Annotated in this window: 24 protein-coding genes and 1 pseudogene; 13 read left to right on the top strand and 12 right to left on the bottom strand. The window is 63.1% G+C overall.

The annotated features are described in order from the left end of the window. Positions 1-21 precede the first annotated feature (21 nt). Entirely contained in the window at positions 22-1395 is a 1374-nt protein-coding gene (locus tag PPA02S_RS07115; RefSeq protein WP_028634351.1) for an MFS transporter, read from the bottom strand. Between the two features lie 287 nt (positions 1396-1682). On the opposite strand from PPA02S_RS07115, the gene quiC reads away from it, so the two are divergent. The 5 genes from quiC (at position 1683) to PPA02S_RS07090 (ending at position 6274) form a co-directional block, all read left to right on the top strand. Continuing rightward, the gene (quiC, locus tag PPA02S_RS07110) at positions 1683-3590 is read left to right on the top strand and encodes a 3-dehydroshikimate dehydratase QuiC (RefSeq protein WP_028634350.1); all 1908 of its coding nucleotides are present in this window, start codon (positions 1683-1685) and stop codon (positions 3588-3590) included. A gap of 141 nt (positions 3591-3731) precedes the next feature. Continuing rightward, complete coding sequence (locus PPA02S_RS07105) at positions 3732-4040, top strand: chorismate mutase (RefSeq protein ID WP_028634349.1); 309 nt, start codon at positions 3732-3734, stop codon at positions 4038-4040. A gap of 50 nt (positions 4041-4090) precedes the next feature. Continuing rightward, positions 4091-4777, top strand: a complete 687-nt coding sequence (locus tag PPA02S_RS07100; protein WP_028634348.1) for a hypothetical protein — start codon at positions 4091-4093, stop codon at positions 4775-4777. Positions 4778-4867: 90 nt separating this feature from the next. Next, positions 4868-5932: an aldo/keto reductase gene (locus PPA02S_RS07095; RefSeq protein ID WP_028634347.1), complete on the top strand. Its 1065-nt coding sequence runs from the start codon at positions 4868-4870 to the stop codon at positions 5930-5932. 117 nt (positions 5933-6049) lie between these two features. Further along, positions 6050-6274, top strand: a complete 225-nt coding sequence (locus tag PPA02S_RS07090; protein WP_028634346.1) for a hypothetical protein — start codon at positions 6050-6052, stop codon at positions 6272-6274. Here the strand turns inward: PPA02S_RS07090 and PPA02S_RS07085 are convergent. Next, positions 6261-6767 (bottom strand): GNAT family N-acetyltransferase, encoded by a 507-nt coding sequence (locus tag PPA02S_RS07085; RefSeq protein ID WP_245614647.1) that lies wholly within the window; start codon positions 6765-6767, stop codon positions 6261-6263. The two genes, PPA02S_RS07090 and PPA02S_RS07085, sit on opposite strands and share 14 nt — an antisense overlap. A gap of 73 nt (positions 6768-6840) precedes the next feature. Here PPA02S_RS07085 and PPA02S_RS07080 point away from each other — a divergent pair, with 73 nt between their 5' ends. Beyond that, a complete protein-coding gene (locus PPA02S_RS07080; protein ID WP_042141430.1) occupies positions 6841-7125 on the top strand; it encodes a hypothetical protein in 285 nt (94 codons plus the stop codon). 119 nt (positions 7126-7244) lie between these two features. Here the strand turns inward: PPA02S_RS07080 and PPA02S_RS23735 are convergent, their stop codons facing one another. The 4 genes and pseudogenes from PPA02S_RS23735 to PPA02S_RS07065 all read right to left on the bottom strand — a co-directional run bounded on the left by PPA02S_RS23735 (position 7245) and on the right by PPA02S_RS07065 (position 10739). Then, positions 7245-8477: a methyl-accepting chemotaxis protein gene (locus tag PPA02S_RS23735; RefSeq protein ID WP_500799102.1), complete on the bottom strand. Its 1233-nt coding sequence runs from the start codon at positions 8475-8477 to the stop codon at positions 7245-7247. A gap of 162 nt (positions 8478-8639) precedes the next feature. Next, a pseudogene (locus tag PPA02S_RS23730) lies at positions 8640-9032 on the bottom strand (cache domain-containing protein); the annotation flags it as partial. A 336-nt stretch (positions 9033-9368) separates the two neighbouring features. Continuing rightward, positions 9369-10139, bottom strand: a complete 771-nt coding sequence (locus PPA02S_RS07070) for an SDR family NAD(P)-dependent oxidoreductase (RefSeq protein ID WP_028634342.1) — start codon at positions 10137-10139, stop codon at positions 9369-9371. A 108-nt stretch (positions 10140-10247) separates the two neighbouring features. Then, the gene (locus PPA02S_RS07065) at positions 10248-10739 is read right to left on the bottom strand and encodes a DUF1543 domain-containing protein (RefSeq protein WP_028634341.1); all 492 of its coding nucleotides are present in this window, start codon (positions 10737-10739) and stop codon (positions 10248-10250) included. A 127-nt stretch (positions 10740-10866) separates the two neighbouring features. Between PPA02S_RS07065 and PPA02S_RS07060 the strand changes: the two genes are divergently transcribed. Continuing rightward, on the top strand, positions 10867-11331 hold the full coding sequence (locus PPA02S_RS07060) for a hypothetical protein (RefSeq protein WP_028634340.1): 465 nt from the start codon (positions 10867-10869) through the stop codon (positions 11329-11331). A 12-nt stretch (positions 11332-11343) separates the two neighbouring features. Here PPA02S_RS07060 and PPA02S_RS07055 read toward each other — a convergent pair whose 3' ends face one another. Then, complete coding sequence (locus PPA02S_RS07055; protein ID WP_042141427.1) at positions 11344-12279, bottom strand: LysR family transcriptional regulator; 936 nt, start codon at positions 12277-12279, stop codon at positions 11344-11346. Between the two features lie 94 nt (positions 12280-12373). Between PPA02S_RS07055 and PPA02S_RS07050 the strand changes: the two genes are divergently transcribed. Beyond that, positions 12374-13543 (top strand): MFS transporter, encoded by a 1170-nt coding sequence (locus tag PPA02S_RS07050; RefSeq protein WP_028634339.1) that lies wholly within the window; start codon positions 12374-12376, stop codon positions 13541-13543. Between the two features lie 6 nt (positions 13544-13549). Here PPA02S_RS07050 and PPA02S_RS07045 read toward each other — a convergent pair whose 3' ends face one another. Together PPA02S_RS07045 and PPA02S_RS07040 are read right to left on the bottom strand one after the other, a co-directional pair. Next, positions 13550-14008 carry a GNAT family N-acetyltransferase gene (locus tag PPA02S_RS07045; RefSeq protein WP_028634338.1) on the bottom strand — a complete coding sequence of 153 codons (459 nt, stop codon included), beginning with the start codon at positions 14006-14008 and terminating at the stop codon, positions 13550-13552. A gap of 20 nt (positions 14009-14028) precedes the next feature. Continuing rightward, on the bottom strand, positions 14029-14652 hold the full coding sequence (locus PPA02S_RS07040) for a glutathione S-transferase family protein (RefSeq protein ID WP_028634337.1): 624 nt from the start codon (positions 14650-14652) through the stop codon (positions 14029-14031). Positions 14653-14822: 170 nt separating this feature from the next. Here PPA02S_RS07040 and PPA02S_RS07035 point away from each other — a divergent pair, with 170 nt between their 5' ends. Both PPA02S_RS07035 and PPA02S_RS07030 read left to right on the top strand, forming a co-directional pair. Next, the gene (locus PPA02S_RS07035; protein ID WP_028634336.1) at positions 14823-15125 is read left to right on the top strand and encodes a DUF3077 domain-containing protein; all 303 of its coding nucleotides are present in this window, start codon (positions 14823-14825) and stop codon (positions 15123-15125) included. 86 nt (positions 15126-15211) lie between these two features. Continuing rightward, positions 15212-15934 carry a hypothetical protein gene (locus PPA02S_RS07030; RefSeq protein WP_028634335.1) on the top strand — a complete coding sequence of 241 codons (723 nt, stop codon included), beginning with the start codon at positions 15212-15214 and terminating at the stop codon, positions 15932-15934. 11 nt (positions 15935-15945) lie between these two features. Here PPA02S_RS07030 and PPA02S_RS07025 read toward each other — a convergent pair whose 3' ends face one another. Both PPA02S_RS07025 and PPA02S_RS07020 read right to left on the bottom strand, forming a co-directional pair. Beyond that, positions 15946-16485 (bottom strand): WCX domain-containing protein, encoded by a 540-nt coding sequence (locus PPA02S_RS07025; RefSeq protein ID WP_028634334.1) that lies wholly within the window; start codon positions 16483-16485, stop codon positions 15946-15948. 100 nt (positions 16486-16585) lie between these two features. Next, the gene (locus PPA02S_RS07020; RefSeq protein WP_028634333.1) at positions 16586-17506 is read right to left on the bottom strand and encodes a LysR family transcriptional regulator; all 921 of its coding nucleotides are present in this window, start codon (positions 17504-17506) and stop codon (positions 16586-16588) included. A gap of 191 nt (positions 17507-17697) precedes the next feature. Between PPA02S_RS07020 and PPA02S_RS07015 the strand changes: the two genes are divergently transcribed. Genes PPA02S_RS07015 through PPA02S_RS07005 form a run of 3 tightly spaced genes read left to right on the top strand, consistent with a single transcriptional unit; the run spans position 17698 to position 21298 of the window. Beyond that, positions 17698-19002: an MFS transporter gene (locus PPA02S_RS07015; RefSeq protein WP_028634332.1), complete on the top strand. Its 1305-nt coding sequence runs from the start codon at positions 17698-17700 to the stop codon at positions 19000-19002. 29 nt (positions 19003-19031) lie between these two features. Continuing rightward, the gene (locus PPA02S_RS07010; protein WP_028634331.1) at positions 19032-20273 is read left to right on the top strand and encodes a Zn-dependent hydrolase; all 1242 of its coding nucleotides are present in this window, start codon (positions 19032-19034) and stop codon (positions 20271-20273) included. Next, a complete protein-coding gene (locus PPA02S_RS07005) occupies positions 20273-21298 on the top strand; it encodes a histone deacetylase family protein (RefSeq protein ID WP_028634330.1) in 1026 nt (341 codons plus the stop codon). Before PPA02S_RS07010 ends, PPA02S_RS07005 begins: the two co-directional genes overlap by 1 nt. Before the next feature lie 16 nt (positions 21299-21314). Here the strand turns inward: PPA02S_RS07005 and PPA02S_RS07000 are convergent, their stop codons facing one another. Continuing rightward, positions 21315-22607 (bottom strand): MFS transporter, encoded by a 1293-nt coding sequence (locus PPA02S_RS07000; protein WP_028634329.1) that lies wholly within the window; start codon positions 22605-22607, stop codon positions 21315-21317. Positions 22608-22934 lie beyond the last annotated feature (327 nt).

The raw sequence follows: 22934 nt of genomic DNA, 5'->3' as shown, positions 1-22934 counted from the left end.
GGCGCTGGGCTCAATGACCCATCACTGGCTCACGGCCTGCAAGCTCCCCTTGCGGCTGGCCTCGTAGGCCTCTTTCTCCATCGGTTTGGCCTGCGGATTACCCAGGTCTTCCATGGCCAGGCGATGGGTTTCCGGCGCGATGTAGGCCGCCAGTGCGCACACGCAAGTGATGAAGAAGGCCAGGCCGCCGACCACCAGCGGAATGTTGTCCGAGCCAGGCGGCGCCACCATGGCAAACAGTGCCGGCAACATGGCGGTGAGCATGGTGCCGAGGTTTTGCGCGATGGCCATGGCCGAAACGCGGTAGCGGGTTTGGAACAGCTCTGGGTAGAAACTTGGGAACACCGCGTTGTAGCCCTGGTAGACCATGCCCCACATGACGATCGACGAAGCGAAGGCCAGCGGCACGTTCTGGATGCTGATCGCGTACAGGTACACGAATGCCAGCAGCCCCGACCCCAGGCACCCGGCAATCATGGTCGGGCGACGGCCAATGCGGTCTGAAAGGTTGCCCACGAACGGGATCACCAGCACTGCCACGATGTTGCCCACCACCGGAATCCACAGGTACACGCTCTTGTCGAACCCGATGCCATAGGCTGGCTGCACCGCGTAGGCCGCGCCGAAGATGGTGGCGACCACTGGGATCACGTTCATCAGTGCCATGAACATCACCAGCACCATGTGCTTCCAGCTGTGGCGGAAGGCCTCGCTGATGGGGGACTTGGCAACCTTGTCCTGCTTTTCTTCCTTCACGAACGCGGGGGTTTCATGCACTTCCTTGCGGATGATGAAGCCTGCAATCAGCACCACTGCGCTCATCAGGAACGGAATGCGCCAGCCCCAGTCATTGAACGCCTCGCTAGGCATGAAGTAAGCCAACGGCAGGAACACGGCGGCAGCCATCACCTGGCCCGCCTGTACCCCTTGCAGGGTAAAGCTGGCGTAGTAACCGCGTCGCCCGAACGGCGCATGCTCCATGATCATCGAGCTGGCGCCGGAGATTTCACCCGCCACGGCAAAGCCCTGAACCAGCCGCAACAGCACCAGCAGGGCGGGTGCCAGCATGCCGATGTCGTGGTAGGTGGGCAGCAGGCCGACGGCCATGGTCGAGATGCCCATCAGGAACATGCACAACAGCAGCACGTTCTTGCGACCGCGCGTGTCGCCCCAGTGGCCGAGCACGAAGGCCCCGACCGGGCGCGCCAGGTAGCCCACACCGTAGGTGGCCAGCGAGGCAATGATGGCCATTTTGGGGTCGGTATTGGGGAAGAATATCTGCGGGAAAATCAGTGCAGCGGCTTGGGCGTAGATGAAGAAGTCGTAGTACTCGAGTGCCGAGCCTATCCATCCACTGGCGGTCGCTTTCTTGGCTTGAGAGCTGGAGTGAGCCATCGTTGTCTCCGTTGTTATTGTTGTAGCGCAGGCTCCGGCTGGAAACGCCAAGGCAGGAGGCGGTGAACATTGGGCCTGCGTCTGTGATGCATGTTGACCACGGGCCAGCGGTCAGGCAATTCGCTAAAACGGGTTTCGTGCGATAATCGAACGCAAAACTAACCATTCCGTACAAAGAGATTGAAGCGCCGACTTTACCTGCGAATAATCCATCGTGCCAGAAACTGTAACGGGGGTTTTGCATCCCCGCTGGCCTGTGATCCCCCTGACAACAAGGAACTCCCGCCATGCAGCGTTCGATCGCCACCGTGTCCTTGAGCGGCACCCTGCCGGAAAAGCTCGAGGCCATCGCCGCCGCCGGCTTCGACGGCGTCGAAATTTTCGAGAACGACCTGCTGTACTACGCCGGCAGCCCGCGCCAGGTACGCCAGATGTGCGCCGACCTGGGGCTTGCCGTGACGCTGTTTCAGCCATTTCGCGATTTCGAAGGCTGCCGCCGCGACCGCCTGCAGAAAAACCTTGACCGAGCCGAGCGCAAGTTCGACCTGATGCAGGAACTGGGCACCGACCTGGTGCTGGTGTGCAGCAACGTTCAGGCCGACGCGCTGGGCGACGAGCAACTGCTGGTCGACGACCTGCGCCTGCTGGCAGAGCACGCTGGCAAGCGCGGCTTGCGCATCGGCTACGAGGCCTTGGCCTGGGGCCGCCATGTGAATACCTACCAGCAGGTATGGAACCTGGTACGCCAGGCGGATCACGCCGCCCTGGGTGTGATCCTGGACAGCTTCCACACCTTGTCGCTCAAGGGTGACCCCGCCGCCATCCGCGACATTCCGGCCGACAAGATCTTCTTCGTGCAAATGGCCGACGCGCCAATCCTGGCCATGGATGTGTTGGAGTGGAGCCGCCATTTCCGCTGTTTCCCGGGGCAGGGTGAGATGGACATGGCCGGGTTCCTGGCGCCGATTCTGGCCACGGGTTACCGCGGGCCGTTGTCCCTGGAAATCTTCAACGACGGTTTCCGCGCTGCGCCGCCGCGGCAGAACGCCGCCGACGGCCTGCGTTCACTGCTGTACCTCGAAGAACAGACGCGCTTGCGCCTGGAGCAGGAAGGCACTGGCATCGAACCGGGCGTGCTGTTCGCGCCGCCTGCTGCCAGCACCTACGACGGCGTTGAGTTTCTGGAGTTTGCCGTGGATGAAGCGGTGGGCGCGCGCCTGAACGGTTGGCTCAAGAAACTGGGCTTTGCCGAAGCGGGCCAGCACCGGAGCAAGGACGTACAACTGCTGCGCCAGGGTGATATCAACATCGTGCTCAATGCTGAGCCTTACTCGTTCGGTCACAACTTCTTTGAAGCCCACGGGCCTTCGTTGTGCGCTACTGCCTTGCGGGTGAAGGACCAGCAGGCGGCCCTCAAGCGCGCCACGGCGTTCCGGGGCCAACCGTTCCGCGGGCTGGTCGGGCCCAACGAGTGCGAGGTGCCGGCCGTGCGCGCCCCGGATGGCAGCCTGCTGTATCTGGTGGAGCAGGGCAGTGCGGGCCAGAGCCTGTATGACACCGACTTCAGCCTGAACCCGAGCGCCGCGCCCACTGGTGGGCTGCAGCGTATCGACCACATGGCGCTGGCACTGCCGGCCGAGTCGCTGGACAGCTGGGTGCTGTTCTACAAGAGCCTGTTCGGCTTTGCCGCTGATGACGAAGTGGTGCTGCCTGACCCTTACGGTCTGGTGAAAAGCCGTGCCCTGCGCAGCCCCTGCGGTACGCTGCGCTTACCGCTGAACATCTCGGAAAACCGCAACACCGCCATTGCCCATGCGCTGTCCAGTTACCGGGGGTCGGGGGTGCACCACATCGCATTCGACTGTGCGGACATCTTCCGCGAAGTGGCCCGGGCCAAGCTGGCGGGGGCGCCGTTGCTGGAAATCCCGCTCAACTACTACGATGACCTGGCTGCGCGCTTTGACTTCGATGACGAGTTTCTTAGCGAGCTGGCTTATTACAACGTGCTCTATGACCGTGATGCGCAGGGGGGAGAGCTGTTCCACGTGTATACCGAGCCGTTCGAGGATCGGTTCTTCTTCGAGATTATCCAGCGCAAAGGGGGGTACGCGGGGTATGGGGCGGCCAACGTGGCGGTGCGGTTGGCGGCGATGGCCAAGGCTCGCAGTGGGGTTGCGCGTAAGCCAGTGTTGTAGGGGGGTAATTGGGTTTGACGTTTTCTACTGGCCGTGCGGTTGCCGCACGCCGCGCGAGCCTCTACGCTTGCCGGCTGGGTCAAATCGAACCTGACAAACCATTGGTACCATCCTCAACACCAACACAAGGAAACCTGGCGAATGGATACGCGTTGCACCTCTCTGGACGAAGTCCGCCAGCGCATCGATGAGATCGACCGGCAGGTCGTGTCGCTGCTGGCCAGCCGCGGCGACCTGGTGGCGCAAGCTGCCGGCTTCAAGAAAACCACCGACGACGTACGTGCCCCGGCGCGCGTCGAGCAGGTCATCGCCAAGGTACGCGCCATGGCGCAAGAAACCGGTGCCTCGCCGGTAGTCGTCGAGCAGGTTTACCGGGCAATGATCTCGGCGTTCATCGCCGAAGAACTGGCCACCCATGCTCAATTGGCTGACCAGGCTTCAGCCACCTGACGAGCGTGACGAGGGAGGTGGTGGCAGTGCTCAAACGCGCCCGTATTACCCTGCTGATGCTTGCAGTGACCTCACTCACTGCCTGCGTCCCCTGGCAGCGCGAGCGTGCTGCGTATGCGGACCTGTGCGAGTCCGAGTTCCAGTTCAAGGTGCCCGGCCCGCAGGGTGAGACCACGGTGTACCTTGAAACCTACCTCTACGACCACGCCGCCCGCTGGCGGGATCAGCCCTACGAACAGGGGTTGCACGTGGAGTACCCTGGCGAGCAGTACAAACAGCCAGAGTTCTACGTGCAGATGATTGCCTACAACCAGGACCGCGCCCGGCCTTCATCAGGCTCGACCCGTGGCGTGCCACCTGTGCCGGTGCTCTACGACAGCCGCCAGGCCTACATCACCTTTGCCGATGGTACACGGCTGAACGCGCGCCCCGAGGTCTACGTTGGCAGCGACGACATTCACGACTTCCCCTCGTTGACCGAGCAGTCCGCCCGGCCTTCGCCCTACGACATCAACAGCGATGAAGTGCACCGGCTGATTCCCAAACTCACCAACAACAAGCGATATGGCTCGGCCTACGTGATCTTCCATACCAACCAGTTCAATGCCGACTCCAGGTGGACCATTCACCTGGGTAGCTTGCAGGTTGGGGGGCAGACGCTGGCCATCCCGCCGCAGAAGCTCTGCTATCACCCGGTCAAGAAATGGATCGGCATAGAGCCCCTCATGCGGCCCTGACAAGTTTTCACGCCAGGTGCGTGTGCGACGGATGGAACGATTCAGCCGCCATTGTCGTCGGTACTTCAGGTCTTTTGAAAGGAGTACCCCATGAAGTACCGTGCACTTGGCAATACCGGGCTGATGGTGTCCGAACTGGTCGTAGGGACCGTCCCATTTGGTGGGCGCGGCGCCTTCGAGAAAACCGGCAGTGTGGATGTGGACCTGGCCAGGCGCATGTTCGACGCGGCCTTTGATGCGGGCGTCAACCTGGTGGACACGGCCGACCTGTATTCCCACGGGCTGGCTGAGGAGATCGTGGGCAAGGCGCTGGGCGAGCGACGTCAGTCGGTCATTCTGGCCAGCAAGGCGCGCAGCCCGATGGGTGACAACCCCAATGACAGCGGCGCATCACGCTATCACCTGATCCGCGCTTGTGAAGCCAGCCTCAAGCGCCTTGGCACTGACCATATCGACCTGTACCAGATCCATAACTGGGACGGCGTTACGCCTGTCGAGGAGACCCTTGCAGCCTTGGACCACCTGGTGCAAAGCGGCAAGATCCGCTACTTCGGCACCTCCAACTACACCGCCTGGCAGATGATGAAGACCCTCGGCAGTGCCCAACTCAATGGTTGGCAACAGCCGGTGTCCCAACAGATCTACTACACCCCTGAGTCGCGCGAGGCCGAGTACGAGCTTTTGCCGATGGCCATCGACCAGGGCTTCGCAACGCTGGTGTGGGGGCCACTGGGGGAGGGCTTGTTGACCGGCAAGGTTCGCCGCGGGCAGCAGACGCCAACGGGCACGCGCCAGGGCAACGATTGGCCGGAACCCTATGTGCACGACCGCGAGCGCGCCTACGACATCATCGAAACGCTGATTTCGGTTGGCGAGCGGCATGGCTGTTCACCCGCGCGGGTATGCCTGGCTTGGCTGAAGGACCGGCCCGGTATCACCAGCGTCATCACCGCCGGGCGCACCCTTGAACAGTTGCAGGACAACCTGCAGGCCGTGGCGCTGAAGCTGACGTGCGAAGACCTGCAACAGATCGAGAATGCTACCCGCTTGGCACCGCAGTACCCTTACTGGCACCGCATTGCGGCCGGCATGGACCGGATCGATCCCGCCGAAGCACCATTCATCGAGGCCTATCGAGAAACCATGAAGCAGTAACCGTTACCTCAACAGGGCGGGTCTGCCCTGATGGATAGGACTGCGAGCACCCCGACATGAATCTTTTCCTGTCCTGTCGGTCAGGTAATAAGACCCCCACTCATGATCGAGGTGCTCATGCAAACGTTCACCGTTCACTACCTGCTCAACGGCAACGCGTCGAGCCATACCTTTGAGCTGAACCAGGCTGAGCTCCCCGCCCACGACGCTGCGCTGCACCTGATCGTGCTGCACTTTGGTGATGGCGAGAACAGCCTGGTGATGCCACCAGCCGATGCCACGCCCGCAGAGGTGCTGGCGCAGGCTGAGGTGTTGGGGCTTACGCAGATCAAGGTTGTCTAGCGCTGTCCGCCAGCGACTTCTCCATGACAACGGTGCGCTCCAGGCCGTGAAGGACTTCGCGGACCTTTCGATACCCCAGCTTGGCGTAGAAGCCTTGCGCCGTAACGGAGGACGGAACCTTCAACAGAGCAAAACCGCGTTTGAGTGCCTCGCATTCCACGCGGTGAACCAGTTGTTCACCGATGCCTGAGCGTTGGTTCGCCGGGTTGACGAACACGCTCCTGAGAACGTCGCTTTCAAGGCTCGCGGTGGCCACGATGCCGTCACTGACGGCGACGAACGTTATCCGCCGTTCGAGCAACTGCGCTACAGCAGCCGGCGTGAACGACATCGCTACCCGGCTCAGCGTTTCCGCGTCGTAGTCGGCCGCATTAGTTACGCGCAGCGTGGCCAGTATCACGCTGCTGATGCCCTGTGCATCGTCTGAGGTGGCTTCACGAATGTGGTAGTCCAAAAAACCCTCCCGATCATTGCTGCGCCATTGGTCGCCCATCAGGCACTCCCGGGTCAGCCAGCGGCTCTGAATTTCAGGTGCTCATTCAAGCGCCTTTATCAGGAGAATGCCAATGTCCATTGATCACAACATCGCTGACACCGGTGAAGGCCATGGCTCCGGCCTGGAGCAGACGCCATCCGAACCTAAGCAGGGTGCTGGGGAAAATGGGGCCCAGCAGCGGCCCGAAGACTGGAACCCACCGCCAGGCAACCCCGGTTCCGATCAGGACAGCCAGGTACCCCGCGACAACGGCACTGCACGTACCCACGAGGATGAGGCCCGTGATGCGGATGTGCTGGAGGAGGACATGAAGGATGTTGAGGCTAACAACTCGGTGTCCACCGAGCATCCTTGAGCCGATTTCCTGAGCCGCATGCTCGGGAGATGTGCCTATAGCACCGCCTGCGGAAACTCCAGCGCCGGCGGTTGTTATCTATCAATATCCTGTCCCTGACTGCTCCCCGCACTGAAGGACTATCGCCCACCCCGGCTCAAGTCGCCCAGCCGGCTTGAGATCGATTGCATGCCTTTGCCTAATTCACGCAGTGCATTGGCATCCCGTGCCCCTTGCTCGCTGGAGGCATGAATACGCACGGCGAGTTCGTTGATTTCGTGGGTGACGTGACTTTGTTGCTGAGCGGCCACCGCAATTTGTTGCGCGCGCTGGACGATGTCGTCGAAGCTTTTCACCGTGGTGCCCAGTGTGGATGCAACACCTGCCGCCTGTTGAACCGATGACCGGGTACGTTCGGCGCCGTTTTGCATGGTTGCAACGGCTGAACTTGAAGCCTGGCGAAGTTGCGAAATCATCTCCTGAATCTCGTTCGCAGAGGTTTGCGTGCGGCCGGCCAACGTACGCACTTCGTCGGCCACTACCGCGAAACCACGCCCCTGCTCGCCGGCGCGCGCAGCCTCGATGGCTGCGTTGAGTGCCAACAGGTTGGTTTGTTGCGAAATGGATTTGATGACCTCCAGCACGCTCCCCACACGTTCGATGTCCGCTCCCAATTGCGTGATAGCGTCGGCAGCCCCGGAGATATCGGTGGCCAGGCCCTCGATGAACTGGCTGTTGCCGTTGACCTGGTTCTGGCTTTGCTGCGCGTCATCCAATGAGCGCCGGGCAGTGTCGGAACAATCAGACGTGTTGTGTGCGACTTCATTGGCACTGGCCGACATTTCGGTGATTGCCGTGGCCAGCAGGGTGTTGTCCTGCCGTTGGGCCTCTGCGCGTTCAGCCAAGCCGTGTGACAATTGCGCCAGCTCGTCAGCCTGACGCTCAAGCGAGACAGATTCCTGGGCGATGCGGTGCAGCATGTCGCGCAACGAGCCCGCGTAATGATTGACCGATTCGCGTAGCGCACCAATTTCATCGGCGCGTACGATTTCCAGCCCAGCCCCGGCCTGGCCGCCTTGGCCCAGGGTATCGATTTGCCGCGTGGTTTCCTCAAGCTGCACCAACAGCCGCTTGCCGGCCAGCCAGGCGAGGCCGAGCAGGATGGCCATCAGGGGTAACAGGAACAAGAGTATCTGCGCGGTCAGATGATTTGCCAGGCCCACAACTCTGGATTCAGGCGTTACCAGGCCAATTCGCCAGCCGGTGCTATCCATGGTTGCCAGCGTCACGTACGCCGGCGTGCCCAGCCTACCATCGTCATCCAGCCTGAAGGTTGAGAGGGCCTGCGACTTGTCGGCCAGGCGATTCGCCACGGGCTTGAGCCAGGGCTGCTCCTGGCCCAGGGTGGCGACGGTCAGCAGTGCCTTGTCGGCTTTGGTATCGGGGAAGAAAAGCACGTTACCCGAGGCATCCACGGCAAACGCATAACCGCCTGTTATATCGCCTTTCTCTTTGAGAAAAGTGGCCAGGCCGTCCAGCTTCAAGTCGATGGTGGCCACACCTGCGAACGCGGCCCCATTGCGATAGGGCACACTGCATGTGGTCATTGCCACACCGCTTACGGCGTCCTGGTAAGCGTCCGACCAGACACAACGACCAGGCGCGGTGGACTTGACACCGGTATACCAGGACTCAGCCTGATAGGGCGGCGTATTTGCATCGTTGTATTCGGCGGAAAAAACCAGCTTGTTGTCGGCGTTACGTGACCAGAAAAAACTACGCCGTTCGGTCCCCGCCGTGAACGCGTTGGGCTCTGGCCAAACGCCGCCGCCTGCGATGGCGGCATTGCCTTGGCTGTCGATAATGCCCGCCAGGTTATCCTGGAAAAGCGCCACATCGTGAGGCAGGGTCTGTGCCAGCAGCGCCATGGCAGAGGCCGTACCCTCGATGCGGTTCAGCGGCAGGGCCAGTTCGTTGGTCAGGGCCTTTGCCGACTGCTCGGCCGCGTCCGTTCCGGCGGCCAGCAGCCGGGGTTTGCCACCCAGGGTAATCACCGCAAATATCGCAGCAGCAGTAAGAACCAGCAAAGCCAGGATGGCTAACGTCATGCGCTGCGAGATACGTGCGGGGATCAGTGACATTGAAAGGCTCCGGAAACGGCAAGTCGTTGACGGTGTATCGGCGGGTCATGGGGGAAATTGAACAGGCCTCGCGTTTTTTAGTGCGCACAACGACGAGCGGGTGCAGGGTCGAGGTAAGGTTCCCTACCACCCAATCCGCTCACCATCCCACCCCCAGAAACTGCCCGTCACCGACGGCCCCAAGCGCCCCACCAGTTCGATGACGCAGCGCGCTGCAAACCCTGTTTCGAACAACTTGCCTTCCGGCACATTCCCTTGGAAGGGCCGGGAAAGCTCTGTGTCGGTGGTACCGGGGTGCAGTGCCAGCACCGTGGCAGCCGGGTTGACCCGCTTCAACTCGATGCTGGCCGTGTGCAGCAGCTGGTTGAGGGCCGCCTTGCTTGATCGGTAGCTGTACCAACCGCCCAACCGGTTGTCGCTTATCGAGCCGACACGGGCAGACAACGCCGCGAACGTGGCAGGCTGCTTACGCAGAAAAGGCAGCACGTGCTTGAGCAGTAGGATTGGCGCAAAGGCGTTAGTGGCGAAGCTTGCTTGCAAGCCCGCCAGGTCAAGCTGTGCCAGGGTTTTTTCCGCCTTGGCGTTTTCCTGGTGCAGGATGCCGAGGGTGCTGACAACGAGGTTCAGGTGCTCACAAACCCTACCCACCTCCGTGGCCAGCAGCGCCAGTGAGCCTTCGTGCCTGGCGTCGCAGTCGACCAGCCTCACACGTTCGCCATACTGCCTGCCCAGTGCCCCCAGCGCTTCGCAGGTGCTGGCCTGGCGCGCCACGGCAACCAGCACACGCACATCGTCGCGGGCCAGCAGCGCTTTGCACAGCGCCAGCCCGATGCCACGGCTGGCGCCGCAAATCAGTACGTTGGCGGGGCCAGGCAAGGCTGGGATCAGGCTCATGGTATTCCCCTCGGGGCGGTGGGCTCGGCTTGAGGGGTAGACCACTTCAGGGCGCCGAAGCTCCATCGGCTGCGGGGAAGGGTAGGGCCAGCGGTTGAAGGGTCCGAGTCAGATGGGGATGTAGTCGTTACGCGCGACGGTCGGTTTGTGTGGCCCCGGCACTAGGTGCAGGTGCAGCCCGCCCACCTGGTCAATAGCCAGGCAGTCGTCCACGTTCAGCAGCGCGTCGGTATGCGGCTTCAACCACCCGGCAGCCATCTGCAGTTTTCCCAGCGCTTTGGCATCGGTCTTGTTGCGGGCACTCACCAGCAGGTACCGGTGCGCTTCGCCGAACACACCCCGCTCGTAGCCACCCAGGTTGATGAAATACAGGCGGTTGGCCCCGCGAGCAGGGGGCTGGGTGTGCCACTCGATGCGCTGGCCGTCCACCCCGTCTACCTCCAGCCAACTGTCCACGTGCAGGCCCTGCAGGCTGCCGAACCAGGCGTCACGTAGCTGCGGGTAGGTTTGCTGAAGGGTTTCGGCCTGGGCGAAGACCACGTCGTGCACTTCGATCTTGGCGCCTGGGTGGCGGCCGCCCAGCATGACGACATACAGCATGAGGCTTCCTTTGACGGGCATCTGACCGCGCTATTGTGCAACATCTGCCCACCGCTTCAAGCACGGCGGCTTGGCGAGCGCGAACAACCCGTCTAGTGTGTGTGAACCTTCACTGCGAGACAGCCGCATGCGCCCCTCATTGTTACTGCTTCTGACCTTAGTGCTCACGCCCCTGGCGCAGGCTGCCGGCAACTGGACGTTGAATGACCAGCACGACAAGGCCTATACCCTTGCTGATGACACGCGGGTGGTGATGGTGGCCCGCAGCATGGCCAGTGCACGGTTGGTCAACAGCGCCGTGGAGCATACGCCTGCAGGCTATCTGGAGGCCCGCGGAGTGGTGTTTGTGGCCGACATCGAGAAAATGCCCAGCATGGTCCAGGCCGTGATGGTGCCAGCCATGCGCTCGGCCAATTACCGCATTCTGCTCGACCGCAGCGGCGAAGTGGCAGCGCAGTATGGGGGCGACCGCGATTCGGTGCAGTGGCTGGAACTGAGCCATGGCAAGGTTACCGCCGAGCACCGCTACAGCGACCTGCCAAGCCTGCGCAAGGCGCTGGCTGGGATGGCAGGGCGCGTCGCAGGTGGTTGACCCCCACAGGTGCTATCTGTGCGGCGTTTGGGGCGACGCCGTAGCCCAATGCTGATGCCCTTGGTGGTGCGCCACCAGAAAGTCGACGAACACCCGCACCCGCGCGGGCATGGACGGCCCGCCCGCGAACACGGCATGGATCGGTTCGCGGTCACCGGGGTTGTAGCCGTCGAGCAGTGATACCAGGCGCCCGCTAGCCAGGTCTTCTGCCACGGTGAACGTACCAATGCGTGCCACGCCCGCGCCCAGCCTGGCCAACTGCGCCAATGCCTCTCCGCTGCTGCATTGGATGTTGCCGTTCACCTTCAGCCTGAACAGTTGACCGTCACGGCTGAACGGCCAGTCGGGTGTCGCCCGGCGGAAGTTGAAACGCAGGCAGTTGTGGTTTTGCAGGTCTTCTGGCACGTGGGGCGTGCCGCAGCGCTGCAGGTAGCCAGGCGAGGCCACGATGGCCTGGCCGGTGTCGCCGATCAGGCGTGCGCTCAAGGAACTGTCGGGGAGCTCACCGAAACGCAGGGCCACGTCGGCCTGGCCGCCCAGGATGTCCGCCAGTTCGTCACTGAGGGTAAGGTCCACCAGCACCTGCGGGTAGCGGGCGCTGAAGGCTGCTACCAGGGGCACCACGGTCATGCGGCCGTGCCCCAGTGCGGCGCTGACCCGCAGGCGGCCACGGGGCACACCCTGGTCGGTGATGGCCTGTTCCACTTCGAGCATGTCGGCAAGTACCCGGTGCGCACCGCGCAAGTAGGCCTCGCCCTCTGGGGTCAAGGTGATCGCCCGGGTTGTGCGCAACATCAGGCGCGTGCCCAGGCGCTGCTCGGTGCGTGCCAGGATGCGGCTGACGGCGGAGGGGGTCAGGCCTAGCGCCCGGGCGGCGGCGGACAAGCTGCCTGCTTGCGCCACACGTGCGAACACCTCCATTTCACCGGAGCGTCCAGCCAGTTCCATTTGTGCCTCTCAAGCAAAGGTGGTTGGTAAAAAAGCGGTCTAGTAGGGCTTCGAAACAGATCGTAGCATTTGCAGCACAGATAAGGAGCCAGCCATGCGTATCAACCCCCCACTTGTTGCACTTGCCATCGGTGCCTTCGGCATCGGCGTCACTGAATTTGCCCCCATGGGCATGCTGCCCAGCATCGCCACCGACCTGGGTGTTTCCATCCCGGCTGCAGGGCTGTTGGTCAGTGCTTACGCCCTGGGCGTGCTGATTGGCGCGCCGTTGATGACCTTGGCCACTGTGCGCATCCCGCGGCGCTATTTGCTGATTGGTCTGATGGCGATTTTCACCCTAGGCAACGTGATGTCGGCCTTGGCCAGCGACTACACCAGCCTCCTGGTGGCGCGGGTGGTCACTTCGATGAACCACGGGGCATTTTTCGGTATCGGCGCCATAGTGGCAGCCAGCGTTGTGCCGCCGGACAAACGCGCCGGGGCGGTGGCCGCCATGTTCATGGGCCTGACGCTGGCCACCATTGGCGGGGTACCGCTGGCGACCTGGTTCGGCGAAATGCTTGGGTGGCGAACCGCGTTCTGGGGGATTGCCGGGCTTGGCCTGGTGGCGATGACTACCCTGTGGTACGCCTTGCCGAATGTGCCCTCGCCCAAAGGTGACGGGGTGCTGGCGGAGATCCGCGTGCTGACCCGTGGCCCGGTGCTGGCAGCGCTGTTGCTGACGGTGGTCGGCTCCAGTGCGATGTTTACGGTATTCACCTACATTGCACCGATTTTGCAGAACGAAGCAGGGGCCTCCACGACCTTCGTCACCGGCATGCTGGTGCTTTTCGGCATTGGCCTGACGCTGGGTAACGTCTGGGGCGGCAAGGCAGCGGACCGTTCGGTTGACCGCACCCTTGTCGTATCGCTGGCCGTGCTGATTGCCGTGCTGCTGGGGTTACCGTGGGTGCTCGCCTGGCCGCTGCCAACGGCCATGGCCATCGTGGTGTGGGGGGCGGCCAGCTTTGCGTTGGTGCCGCCCCTGCAGATGCGCGTGATGGAAGCCACCAGGCAGGCGCCGAACCTGGCCTCGGCGGTAAACATCGGGGCATTCAACCTGGGTAACGCCATCGGCGCTGCCTTGGGCGGTGCAGTGATCAATGCCGGGCTGGGCTACCGGGCAATTGCCATCGCCGGGGCGGCTACCGCTGCGCTGGGCCTGGCCATGGTAGTGCTTTTCGCCTGGCGGGGGCGTGCCAGCGCGGCTCAGGTCGCAGTGTGAGGGCGGCTACCGGCCCGCTGCCACGGGCCGGTGTTTCTCGAACCGCACGTCTCGCGCATCCAGCTGAGCGGTGCACACCCAGCCGGCACGCCGGTACAGCGCATTGGCCCGCATGGCCGGGTCGCCGTCGGTGGTCAGGTGAATGACCGCGTGGTGCTCAAACAGAGCTTGCTCGGCTTGTTGCAACAGCAGCGTACCCAACCCGTTGCCTTCCAGCCCGGGGCGCACAAACAGGGCGAACAGCTCACCTTCCTGCAGGTCGACCATGGCAAAGCCTGCGGGCTGGTCGTGCCATTCGGCCACCCAAGCGCAGGGCGCGCTGTTGATTGCCTCGGTCAGTACCTCTGCGGTGATGCCCAGCGCGTGCATCTGCTGGCGTGATAAATGGTTCTGGGTAACGCTGGTGCGGATGTCGAACAGCACGTCGACATCGCCCGGTGTTGCCAGGCGCAGGGTTGCGCTCATCGGTCTACCTCCACAGCAGTTCAAGGCGTGCCGTTGCGGCCGTGCTCATGGTACGCGGCACGCTCGCTCAGGCGTTCGTAGTAATCACGTACCGCTGGCAGGGCCGGGTGCTCCAGGGGCGTTTCGAACCAGCGGTTTACCGACAGGCCAATCGGGATGTCGGCCAGGGTGAAATGATTGCCTGCCACATAGGCACCGGTGCGGGCCAGTTGCTGGTCGAGGATGCGCATGTGCCGCGACCAGTCTGCGCAACCGGCCGCAAGCGCCTGGGGCTCCTGGTGGACGGGGGAGTGGCGTACCAGTGACATGAAAGCGTAGCTCCAGGACCGGTTCAGGTCAGAAGCCTGCCAGTCGATCCACTGGTCGATCCTGGCCCTTGCCTGCGGGTCCACCGGATACAAGGTGCCATCACCGTAGCGGTTGGCCAGGTAGCGGATGATGCTGTTGGACTCCCACAGCGTGAAGTCACCGTCCTGGATCACGGGCACCATGGCATTCGGGTTGAGTGCAAGAAACTGCGCCGTGTGGGTCGCCTGGAAGCCTGAACCCCAGTCTTCGCGGTCATACGGCAACTGAAGCTCGGCGCACGCCCAGAGCACCTTGCGCACGTTGATCGAAGAGGCCCTGCCCAGAATACGTAGCATGATGACGTCCTTGTTTGGGAAGCGCTGATCGTCCGCGACGTGGGCAAAGTGGTCAAGTGGCACCGTACTTGTAGGCAGTTTCCGAAAATGGCCTTTGGCGCGGTCGGGGCGTTGTGGTGAGGGCGAGTGTGGCCCTAGTCTCGGGAGGCTCGCCAACAGGAGAAAACACCATGGACAGAGAAACGCTCACACCCACCGGCAACCCCAACGTGCTGCACGCCGCGGGCCGCTTCGCCCCTTCCGACAACGAGCTGGTGCACATGAAGGCCAAACTGCCCATGCGCACCGCACTGATGGAGGCGTCAGGCATCATGGGCTGCGTCACCGAGCTTACGCGCAAGGCCATCGACAGGCCCGAAGACCGCAAGGTAATGATGCAGGCTACTTACTACCTGGCCGGCATGGCCAAGGCGCTGATCGATGGCCAGGTGCAGCAACTGCGCCAGGCCCGGGAAGAGCAGGGCGGCACCTAGTCGAGCGACACGCTTGCCTGGGGGCTGCGAAGTTGGCACCCTTGGGCAGCTTGAATCGTCTGTACCTCGACATAAGGAAGTTTTCATTGAGCTGGGACAAGGTGGGGAAACTCCTCGTAGCCGTGCTGATCGGGCTGATGGCCCTGCTGCTCGCCTATAAGGTGCTGGGCGGCAACCCTCGCCTGGAGGCATCCCTTACCTATTCCTACCTGACTTACCCCGGCCAGTTCAGCGAACGCATCAGCCAGGCCAGCGAGCAGCTCAAGTACGAGCAGCTACACGGGCGCATCAACGCCATCGGCCAGGGCGAAATGAGCCACGAACAGGTCGAGCGGCTGGTGGAGATGGCGCAGGCACCTTACGCCCGCCTGTTCGCCAAGCCGTTCGAGGCTGGCCTGGTAGACCATCGCACCGGCCTTCTTATCGAACTGCGCAATGCCGGTGACGCACCGGTCAACCAGGTGAAAGTGCGCCTGCCTGCCAAGGGACTTGTGCAGGTTCGGGATTCGGCCGGCAACGATACCCTGCTGGAAAACGCCACCGCCCAGCTGGAGATACCCGCCATCGAGCCCGGTGGGGAAAGCAAGGTGTGGGTGTACTTCGACGCCGATTACTCGCAGATCCGTCAGGGGGGTGTAGGTATCAGCTATGCCGATGGCGTGGCTGAGGTGCAGGTCTACCAGTCCTTCATCGGCTTCCCGGCCTGGGTCGCCCGCTACAGCACAGAGTTGATGGCACTGCTCGCGGGGCTCGTGTGCGTGGTTCTGGTGCTGGGTTACGCCTGCCTCTCACGCCGCCGCATCGCCTGACCCGGCGTTTCTCAGCCAGCTTCGTGCAGTGCCAGGCTGTGGCGCAACTGGTCCAGCATGGCTACCCGTATTTCCTTTGGGGCTTGAACACGAATCGAGCCCGCCTGAGACAACAGCCACGCCATGAGCGTGGGGCTGTCAGCCACTGTGGTCACCAGGGTGGCGCCGCCGTCTGCCTGGGGTAGCAATAGCATGCCCACGCCCACCGGGCGCTGTTGAAGGTCGCGTGCCAGCGCATCATCGACCCAGGCGTGCAGTTCTATCTGCGCGGGGCCGGCCATGTCTTCAGCCAGCCATTGCTGCGTGTGGCTAGCCTTCAGGCCGGGTTGCCAGTGCCAGCTGTAGGGCAGGCTTCTGCTGTTGCACTGCAGGGGGAAAAGGGCGGCTAACTCCACCAGGTCGCGTTCTACGGTGCGCTTGGTGGTCACATGGCCAACCGTGGCCAGCGCAGCCTGCAATTGGCTGCAGCTAAGGCCGGGCTGGCGGCCAGGCAGCAGTTTGAGAAGTTCCCACTGGCGGGCAATGGTCTGGCGGGTGGGCTGGCTGGGCACGGGGGTCTTCCTTGAAGGGGCAACGAGCCTGGCTGGGTAGTGGCTCATTGATATCAGCCAGCATACCCTGTCGGGCGCTATCCACCAACCGTTCCTTTGCCTAGCGGCCAGCCTCGGTGGTGCATTGCTGCAAGGTCTGAATGAATACCTGTTCTGCTCGGCTGAAGCGCTGGCCCGGGTTCCACAGCAGGTGGATATCGACATCGGCAATACCGTCGAGCGGTGGCAGCTTCCACAGCAAGCCTTGCTGTACATCCGGCGCCACCACGTGTTCGGGCAGGCAGCCGATACCGAAACCGGCAATCACCAGCCGGCGGACTTCTTCAAGGCTGGGCGACGATGCCACGATGCGCCCGGCAAACCCCTGCTGGTCGCGGAAAATGGTCAACGGTGACAGCATGCCGCCAATCTGGTCGCTGGTGAAACTGACGAAGTTCTCCCGCTGCAGGTCGCTTTCGGCCTCGCCGAACAGCCTGTGGTGCCTGCCACAGAAAAAGGCATAGCGCTGGCGCAGAAACAGCCGTTGCTCCAGCCGTGTCTGGGCACGGCGGTTGAGGCTGAGGCCTGCAGTGGCGGTTTTCTCCTGCAGGGCGGCGACAATGTCGGAGCTGCGCATTACCTCGATTTCAAGCTCCACCCGGGGGTGCTGGCGATGAAAAGCGGCGAGCAGGTCGTCGAACGCCTCGTTGACGATGCGGCTGATCATCAGCAGCCGTACCTTGCCCACCAGTTCATCCCCCGGGTGCTCCAGCAAGCCGCCGATCTGCGACATCTGCCCGTAGACCTCGCCGGCCAGCCGGAATACCTGCTCGCCCATGTCGGTCAGCACAAAGCGTGGGCCGCGGCGGGCAATCAGTTGACGGCCCAGTTGCTGTTCCAGCCGTTTGAGCGCCTGGCTCACTGCCGGTTGGGTGAGGTGCAGCCGGGCGGCTGCGCGGCTTATGGACAGCTCCTGGCCGATAACGCGGAAGGTACGCAGCAGGTTCCAGTCCAGTCGATCATTCAGCAGGCGCTCAGACATGGCAGGCTCGATAATAAGCAGGGCTAATAATTGGAATAATAAATAGAAAATTGACTAATCATAGCCCCCAGACGATAAATCCCAGGCACCAGGGCCGCTGCGATTGCCAAGATCCAGCAACCTGCCAAGCGCCAACAGAGCGCAACCGTGACCCCACACTCCTGCCAAAAAAACAAGCAAGGGAGCCTTCCATGCAAGCCACCGCAGCCCCTCAGCCGCGCCGTGCGGCCGCCGCCGCCTTTATCGGCACCATGATCGAGTGGTACGACTTCTACATCTACGCCACCGCCGCCGCGCTGGTGTTCGGGGCGCTGTTCTTCCCCTCCGACGACAGCCTTTTCAGCACCATGGCCGCTTTCGGCACCTTTGCCGTCGGGTTCTTCGCCCGGCCGCTGGGCGGCATCATCTTCGGCCACGTGGGCGACCGCATCGGGCGCAAGAAATCGCTGGTGATCACGCTACTGATGATGGGCATCGTCACCGTGTGCATCGGCCTGTTGCCGACCTACGCGCAGATCGGCGCAACGGCGCCAGTGCTGCTGATACTGCTGCGGATCGTGCAGGGCATTGCCGTTGGCGGCGAGTGGGGCGGGGCGGTGCTGATGGCGGGCGAGCATGCACCCAAGGGCCGGCGCAACTTCTTTGCCTCGTTTGCCCAGCTGGGCAGCCCGGCCGGGCTGATCCTTTCGTTGCTGGCCTTCGGTGCGGTGACTCGCCTGCCTGAAGCAGACCTGATGAGCTGGGGCTGGCGCGTGCCGTTCCTGGCCAGCGCGCTGCTGTTGCTGGTGGGGTTGGCGATTCGCCTGGGGGTCAACGAGTCGCCCGAGTTCCTCGCCAGCCGCCAGCAAGCCGAAACCGCACGGTGCCAGGAACAGGCGCCTGCCCTGGAGGTGCTGCGCACGGCTTGGCGACCTCTGCTGCTGTGCATTGGTGCCAATACCCTTGGCATCGCCGGGGTCTACTTCACCAACACCTTCATGATCAGCTACACCACTCAGCAACTGCACCTGGAGCGCTCGCTGATTCTGCAATGCCTGTTCTTCGTCGCCGTGATTCAGTTCTGCGTGCAGCCGTTGGCTGCCTGGCTCTCGGAAAAAATCGGTGCCACGCGTTTTCTGGCGTGGGTGGCGTTGCTGGCCATGGCCTCACCGTACCCCATGTTCGTGCTGGTGAGTTCCGGGCAGGGGCCGATGATCGTGCTGGGCATTGCCCTGGCTGCAGCCTGCATGGCCTCGTTCTACGCGGTAATCGCCGGGTACGTCAGTGGCATGTTCGAGACCCGCGTGCGCTACACCGCGATCTCCATGGCCTACCAGGTGTGCGGTGCCATTGCCGGCGGGCTCACGCCGCTGATCGGCACCTGGCTGGCCCATACCTTCACCGGCCAATGGTGGCCGATGGCGCTGTTCTACACCTTGATCGCCTGTGTGTCGCTGGTGTGCGTGCTGGCCCTGGCGCGCCAGTACGCCCGTAGCCAGCAGCTGCAGCCGGCCTGATGAACCCCCACTGTTTCTGGAGTACCCGCATGTTGAAAAGCAATGGCGAGCGCCTGTGGGCGAGCCTGATGGCCATGGCCGAGATCGGCGCCACGGCACGGGGCGGCAGCTGCCGCCTGGCCCTGACCGAACAGGACAAGGCCGGGCGTGACCTGTTCAGCCACTGGTGCCGGGAAGCCGGCCTGACGCTGACCGTGGACGCCATCGGCAACCTGTTTGCCCGCCGCGCCGGCATCGATCCCACGGCTGCCCCGGTGATGATGGGGAGCCACCTGGACACTCAGCCTGAGGGTGGGCGCTTCGACGGCGTGTATGGGGTGCTGGCGGGGCTGGAAGTGCTGCGGCGCCTGGATGACCTGGGCATCCGAACCCGCAAGCCGCTGGAGGTTGCGGTGTGGACCAACGAGGAGGGCGCACGCTTCACGCCCGCCATGTTCGGTTCGGCGGTGTTTACTGGCGCGCTGACGCTGCAGGCGGCGTTGGCCATCCGTGATGCCGAGGGCATTACGGTGGCCGAGGCCTTGCGCACCACCGGCTACGCAGGCCAGCGGCCGCTTGGCGGCGAGGTGGATGCGTACTTCGAGGCTCATATCGAGCAAGGTCCGATTCTGGAGGACAATGCCAAGGCCATTGGCGTGGTCAGTGGCGGCCAGGCCATCCGCTGGCTGGATATCACCGTCGAGGGCATGGCTGCCCACGCCGGTACCACGCCCATGGCCTTGCGCAAGGACGCGCTCTACGGCGCCGCCCGCATGATTCAGGCCGTCGAGCAACTGGCGGCCGACTTTGCCCCGCAGGGGCTGACCACCGTAGGCGAACTGGCCATTGCCAAGGCCTCGCGCAATACCATCCCAGGGCAGGTACGGTTCACCGTTGACCTGCGCCACCACCGCGACCAGGCCATCGAAGCGATGGAGCACGAACTGACCCTGAAGCTGCAGGCCATCGCCCGTAACCGTGGCTTGCAGGTGCGTATCGAGCGCCACTGGGTGAGCCCGGCCACACCGTTCGATGCCGCGTGCGTGGCCACCGTGCAACAGGCTGTGGACGGCCTGGGCTATGCCCAGCAAGCCATCGTGAGCGGGGCCGGTCACGACGCCATCCTGTTGGCCCGGCATTGCCCCACGGCAATGGTGTTCATCCCCTGCGTGGGCGGGCTCAGCCATAACGAAGCCGAAGACGTGCTGTTTGATGACGCCCGCCAGGGCGCCGATGTACTGCTTAATGCGGTACTCGCGCGCGCGGGCCGCGTCGATGAAGGAGAAGCCTGATGCGTTGCTACTTCCACCCCGACCAGCTGTTGCATCATCCGCGCAGCTATTATTCCCGCGGCGCCATGCGTACGCCTCAGGAGGTGCCTGAGCGGGCGCTCAACCTGGTGCGGGCCGCCGAGACCCTGGGTTTCGACATTTGTGCACCGGCCGATGCCGGCTTGGCGCCCCTTGCAGCCGTGCATGGCGAGCCCTACCTGGCCTTTCTGCAAAGCGCCCACGCACATTGGAAGGAAGTGCCCGAAGACTGGGGGGACGAGGTGATGTCCAACCTCTTCGTGCGTGAGCCCAATGCCTTGCGCGGTGTGCTTGCCCAGGCGGGTCGCTACCTCGCAGACGGCAGTTGCCCGGTGGGCGAACACACCTGGCGTTCGGCCTACTGGTCGGCGCAAAGCGCAGTGTCTGCGGCCCAGGCCATCCTGGATGGCGAGCCCGCCGCCTACGCTTTGTGTCGCCCGCCGGGGCATCATGCGCGCTTCGATGCGGCAGGGGGCTTCTGCTACCTCAACAACGCAGCTGTCGCCGCCCAGGCCCTGCGTAGCCGTTACCGGCGCGTGGCGATTCTGGATACCGACATGCACCATGGCCAGGGCATTCAGGAAATTTTCTACGGGCGCAATGACGTGCTGTACGTGTCGGTACATGGCGACCCGACCAACTTCTACCCGGGCGTGGCCGGCTTCGATGATGAGCGTGGCGCGGGGGAAGGGCAGGGTTACAACCTGAACCTGCCGCTGGCGCACGGGGCCAGTGAAGCGGACTTCATGGCCAGCCTGGAGGTGGCCTTGGCTGCGGTGCGGGATTTTGGCGCCGAGGTGCTGGTGCTGTCGCTGGGCTTTGACATCTACGAGCTCGACCCGCAGAGCAAGGTAGCGGTCACCACCGCAGGCTTTGCCACATTGGGCGAGCGTGTTCGCGCCCTACGGCTGCCCAGCGTGATCGTGCAGGAGGGGGGCTATCACCTGGCAAGCCTGCAAGCCAACGCCCAGGCGTTCTTCGGCCAGGAGGCCGACTGGGCGTTGTAGCCACTGGCCGCGGCGATCAGGCCTGCTCGATCGCCCGCGGTGCCATGAAGTACATCCAGACCAAGGCCAGGAAGTACATGGCCGGGATCATGGTGAACAGCACGGCATAATTATTGTGGGTGGCGGTTAGCACGCTGCCGACGATCTGGGTCATGAACATGCCGCCGATGGCGGCGCACATGCTGCCAAAGCCGAACACCGTACTGACCAGGTGTTTGGGCGTGTAGTCCATCACCAGGCTCCAGATGTTGGCCGTCCAGGCCTGGTGGGCGCCCACGGCCAGCGAAATGGCCAGCACCGCTACCCACAGGCCGCTGGCATTGGCGGCAAAGGTGACGCTGATCATGGTGCAGGCAAATACCAGCATCGACACCAGCCGCGCGCTGGTGGCGCGCACGCCACGGCCGATCAGCCACGATGACAACACGCCGCCGCCCACACTGCCGAAATCGGCGGTGAGCCAGATGATGATCAGCGGGATGCCCATTTGGGTTACGTCGATGCCCAGGCTGTATTGCTGGTTGAGAAACGGTGGCAGCCAGTACAGGTAGAACCAGAACACTGGCGCGGTGATGGCATACGCCACCGCGAAGGCCCAGGTGCCCCGCAGGCGCAATATGCGGCTGAAGGGCACGCGGGTAGGCTCGGGTTCGGCGTCCTGTTGAATGTACTGCACTTCGCTCTGGCGCACGCTGGGGTGTTGCTCAGGGTCGTGGTACTTGAGCAGCCAGAACACCACCCACACCAGCCCCAGGCAACCCATGGCAATGAACGCGGCCTGCCAGCCCCACACGGCCAGGATCACCGGCAGCAGCGCGGGGGTGACCATGGCACCCACGTTGGTGCCTGCGTTGAACAGACCGGTGGCGATGGCGCGTTCGCCGGCTGGGAACCACAGGCGCACGGTCTTGACGCAGGCTGGGTAGTTGGCGGCTTCGGTGAGGCCCAGGATGAACCGGCATACCATGAAGCCTGCCGCGGAGGTAGCCAGGCCGTGGGCGCCGGTGGCCAGGCTCCACAGCAACACGGCGAAGAAGAACGCGCGCTTGACGCCGACCTTGTCGATCAGCCGGCCTTGCAGCAGAAAGCCGATGGCGTAGCCGACCTGGAACCAGAAGTTGATATTGGCGTAGTCCATGGCCGTCCAGCTCATTTCCTTGGCCAGCACGGGTTGCATGATGCCCAGGGCCGCGCGGTCTATGTAGTTGAGCGTGGTGGCGAAGAACACCAGGGCGAGCATGCCCCAGCGGGTTTTACCGACGGCGAGGGCGCTGCGCAGCTTTGAGGGGGCTGGGTGGGTGTGGGTCATAAAACTGCTCGTTCTTGAAATTGTAGTCAGTAGCGGTGGGCGTGGCCGTTTTTGGGCAGAGGCACGCGAGGCTGGTGCATGGTGGGGAGTGATGTCTGTGGCGTCAATTCTACGTCGGGGTAAGTGTTCGGTAACCGAACGGTAGGGGCTTGATGGGTAGATTCGGTTTGCTTGGCTTATGCGGCTGCTCTGAAGCTTCTTGAAGCTTGAAGCTTGAAGCTTGAAGCTTGAAGCTTTATTGCTTTTTGTGGGTGCTGATAATGGGCATGGTCCATTTGCGATGGAGACGCTTAATCACCTTTTCGCCCTTACGGCGAGTCACTTTTT

The sequence above is a fragment of the Pseudomonas parafulva NBRC 16636 = DSM 17004 genome (genome assembly GCF_000730645.1).
Taxonomy (GTDB): Bacteria; Pseudomonadota; Gammaproteobacteria; order Pseudomonadales; family Pseudomonadaceae; genus Aquipseudomonas; species Aquipseudomonas parafulva.
Note: the sequence above shows the minus strand (reverse complement) of the source record. Positions and strands in the feature narration are given on the sequence as shown.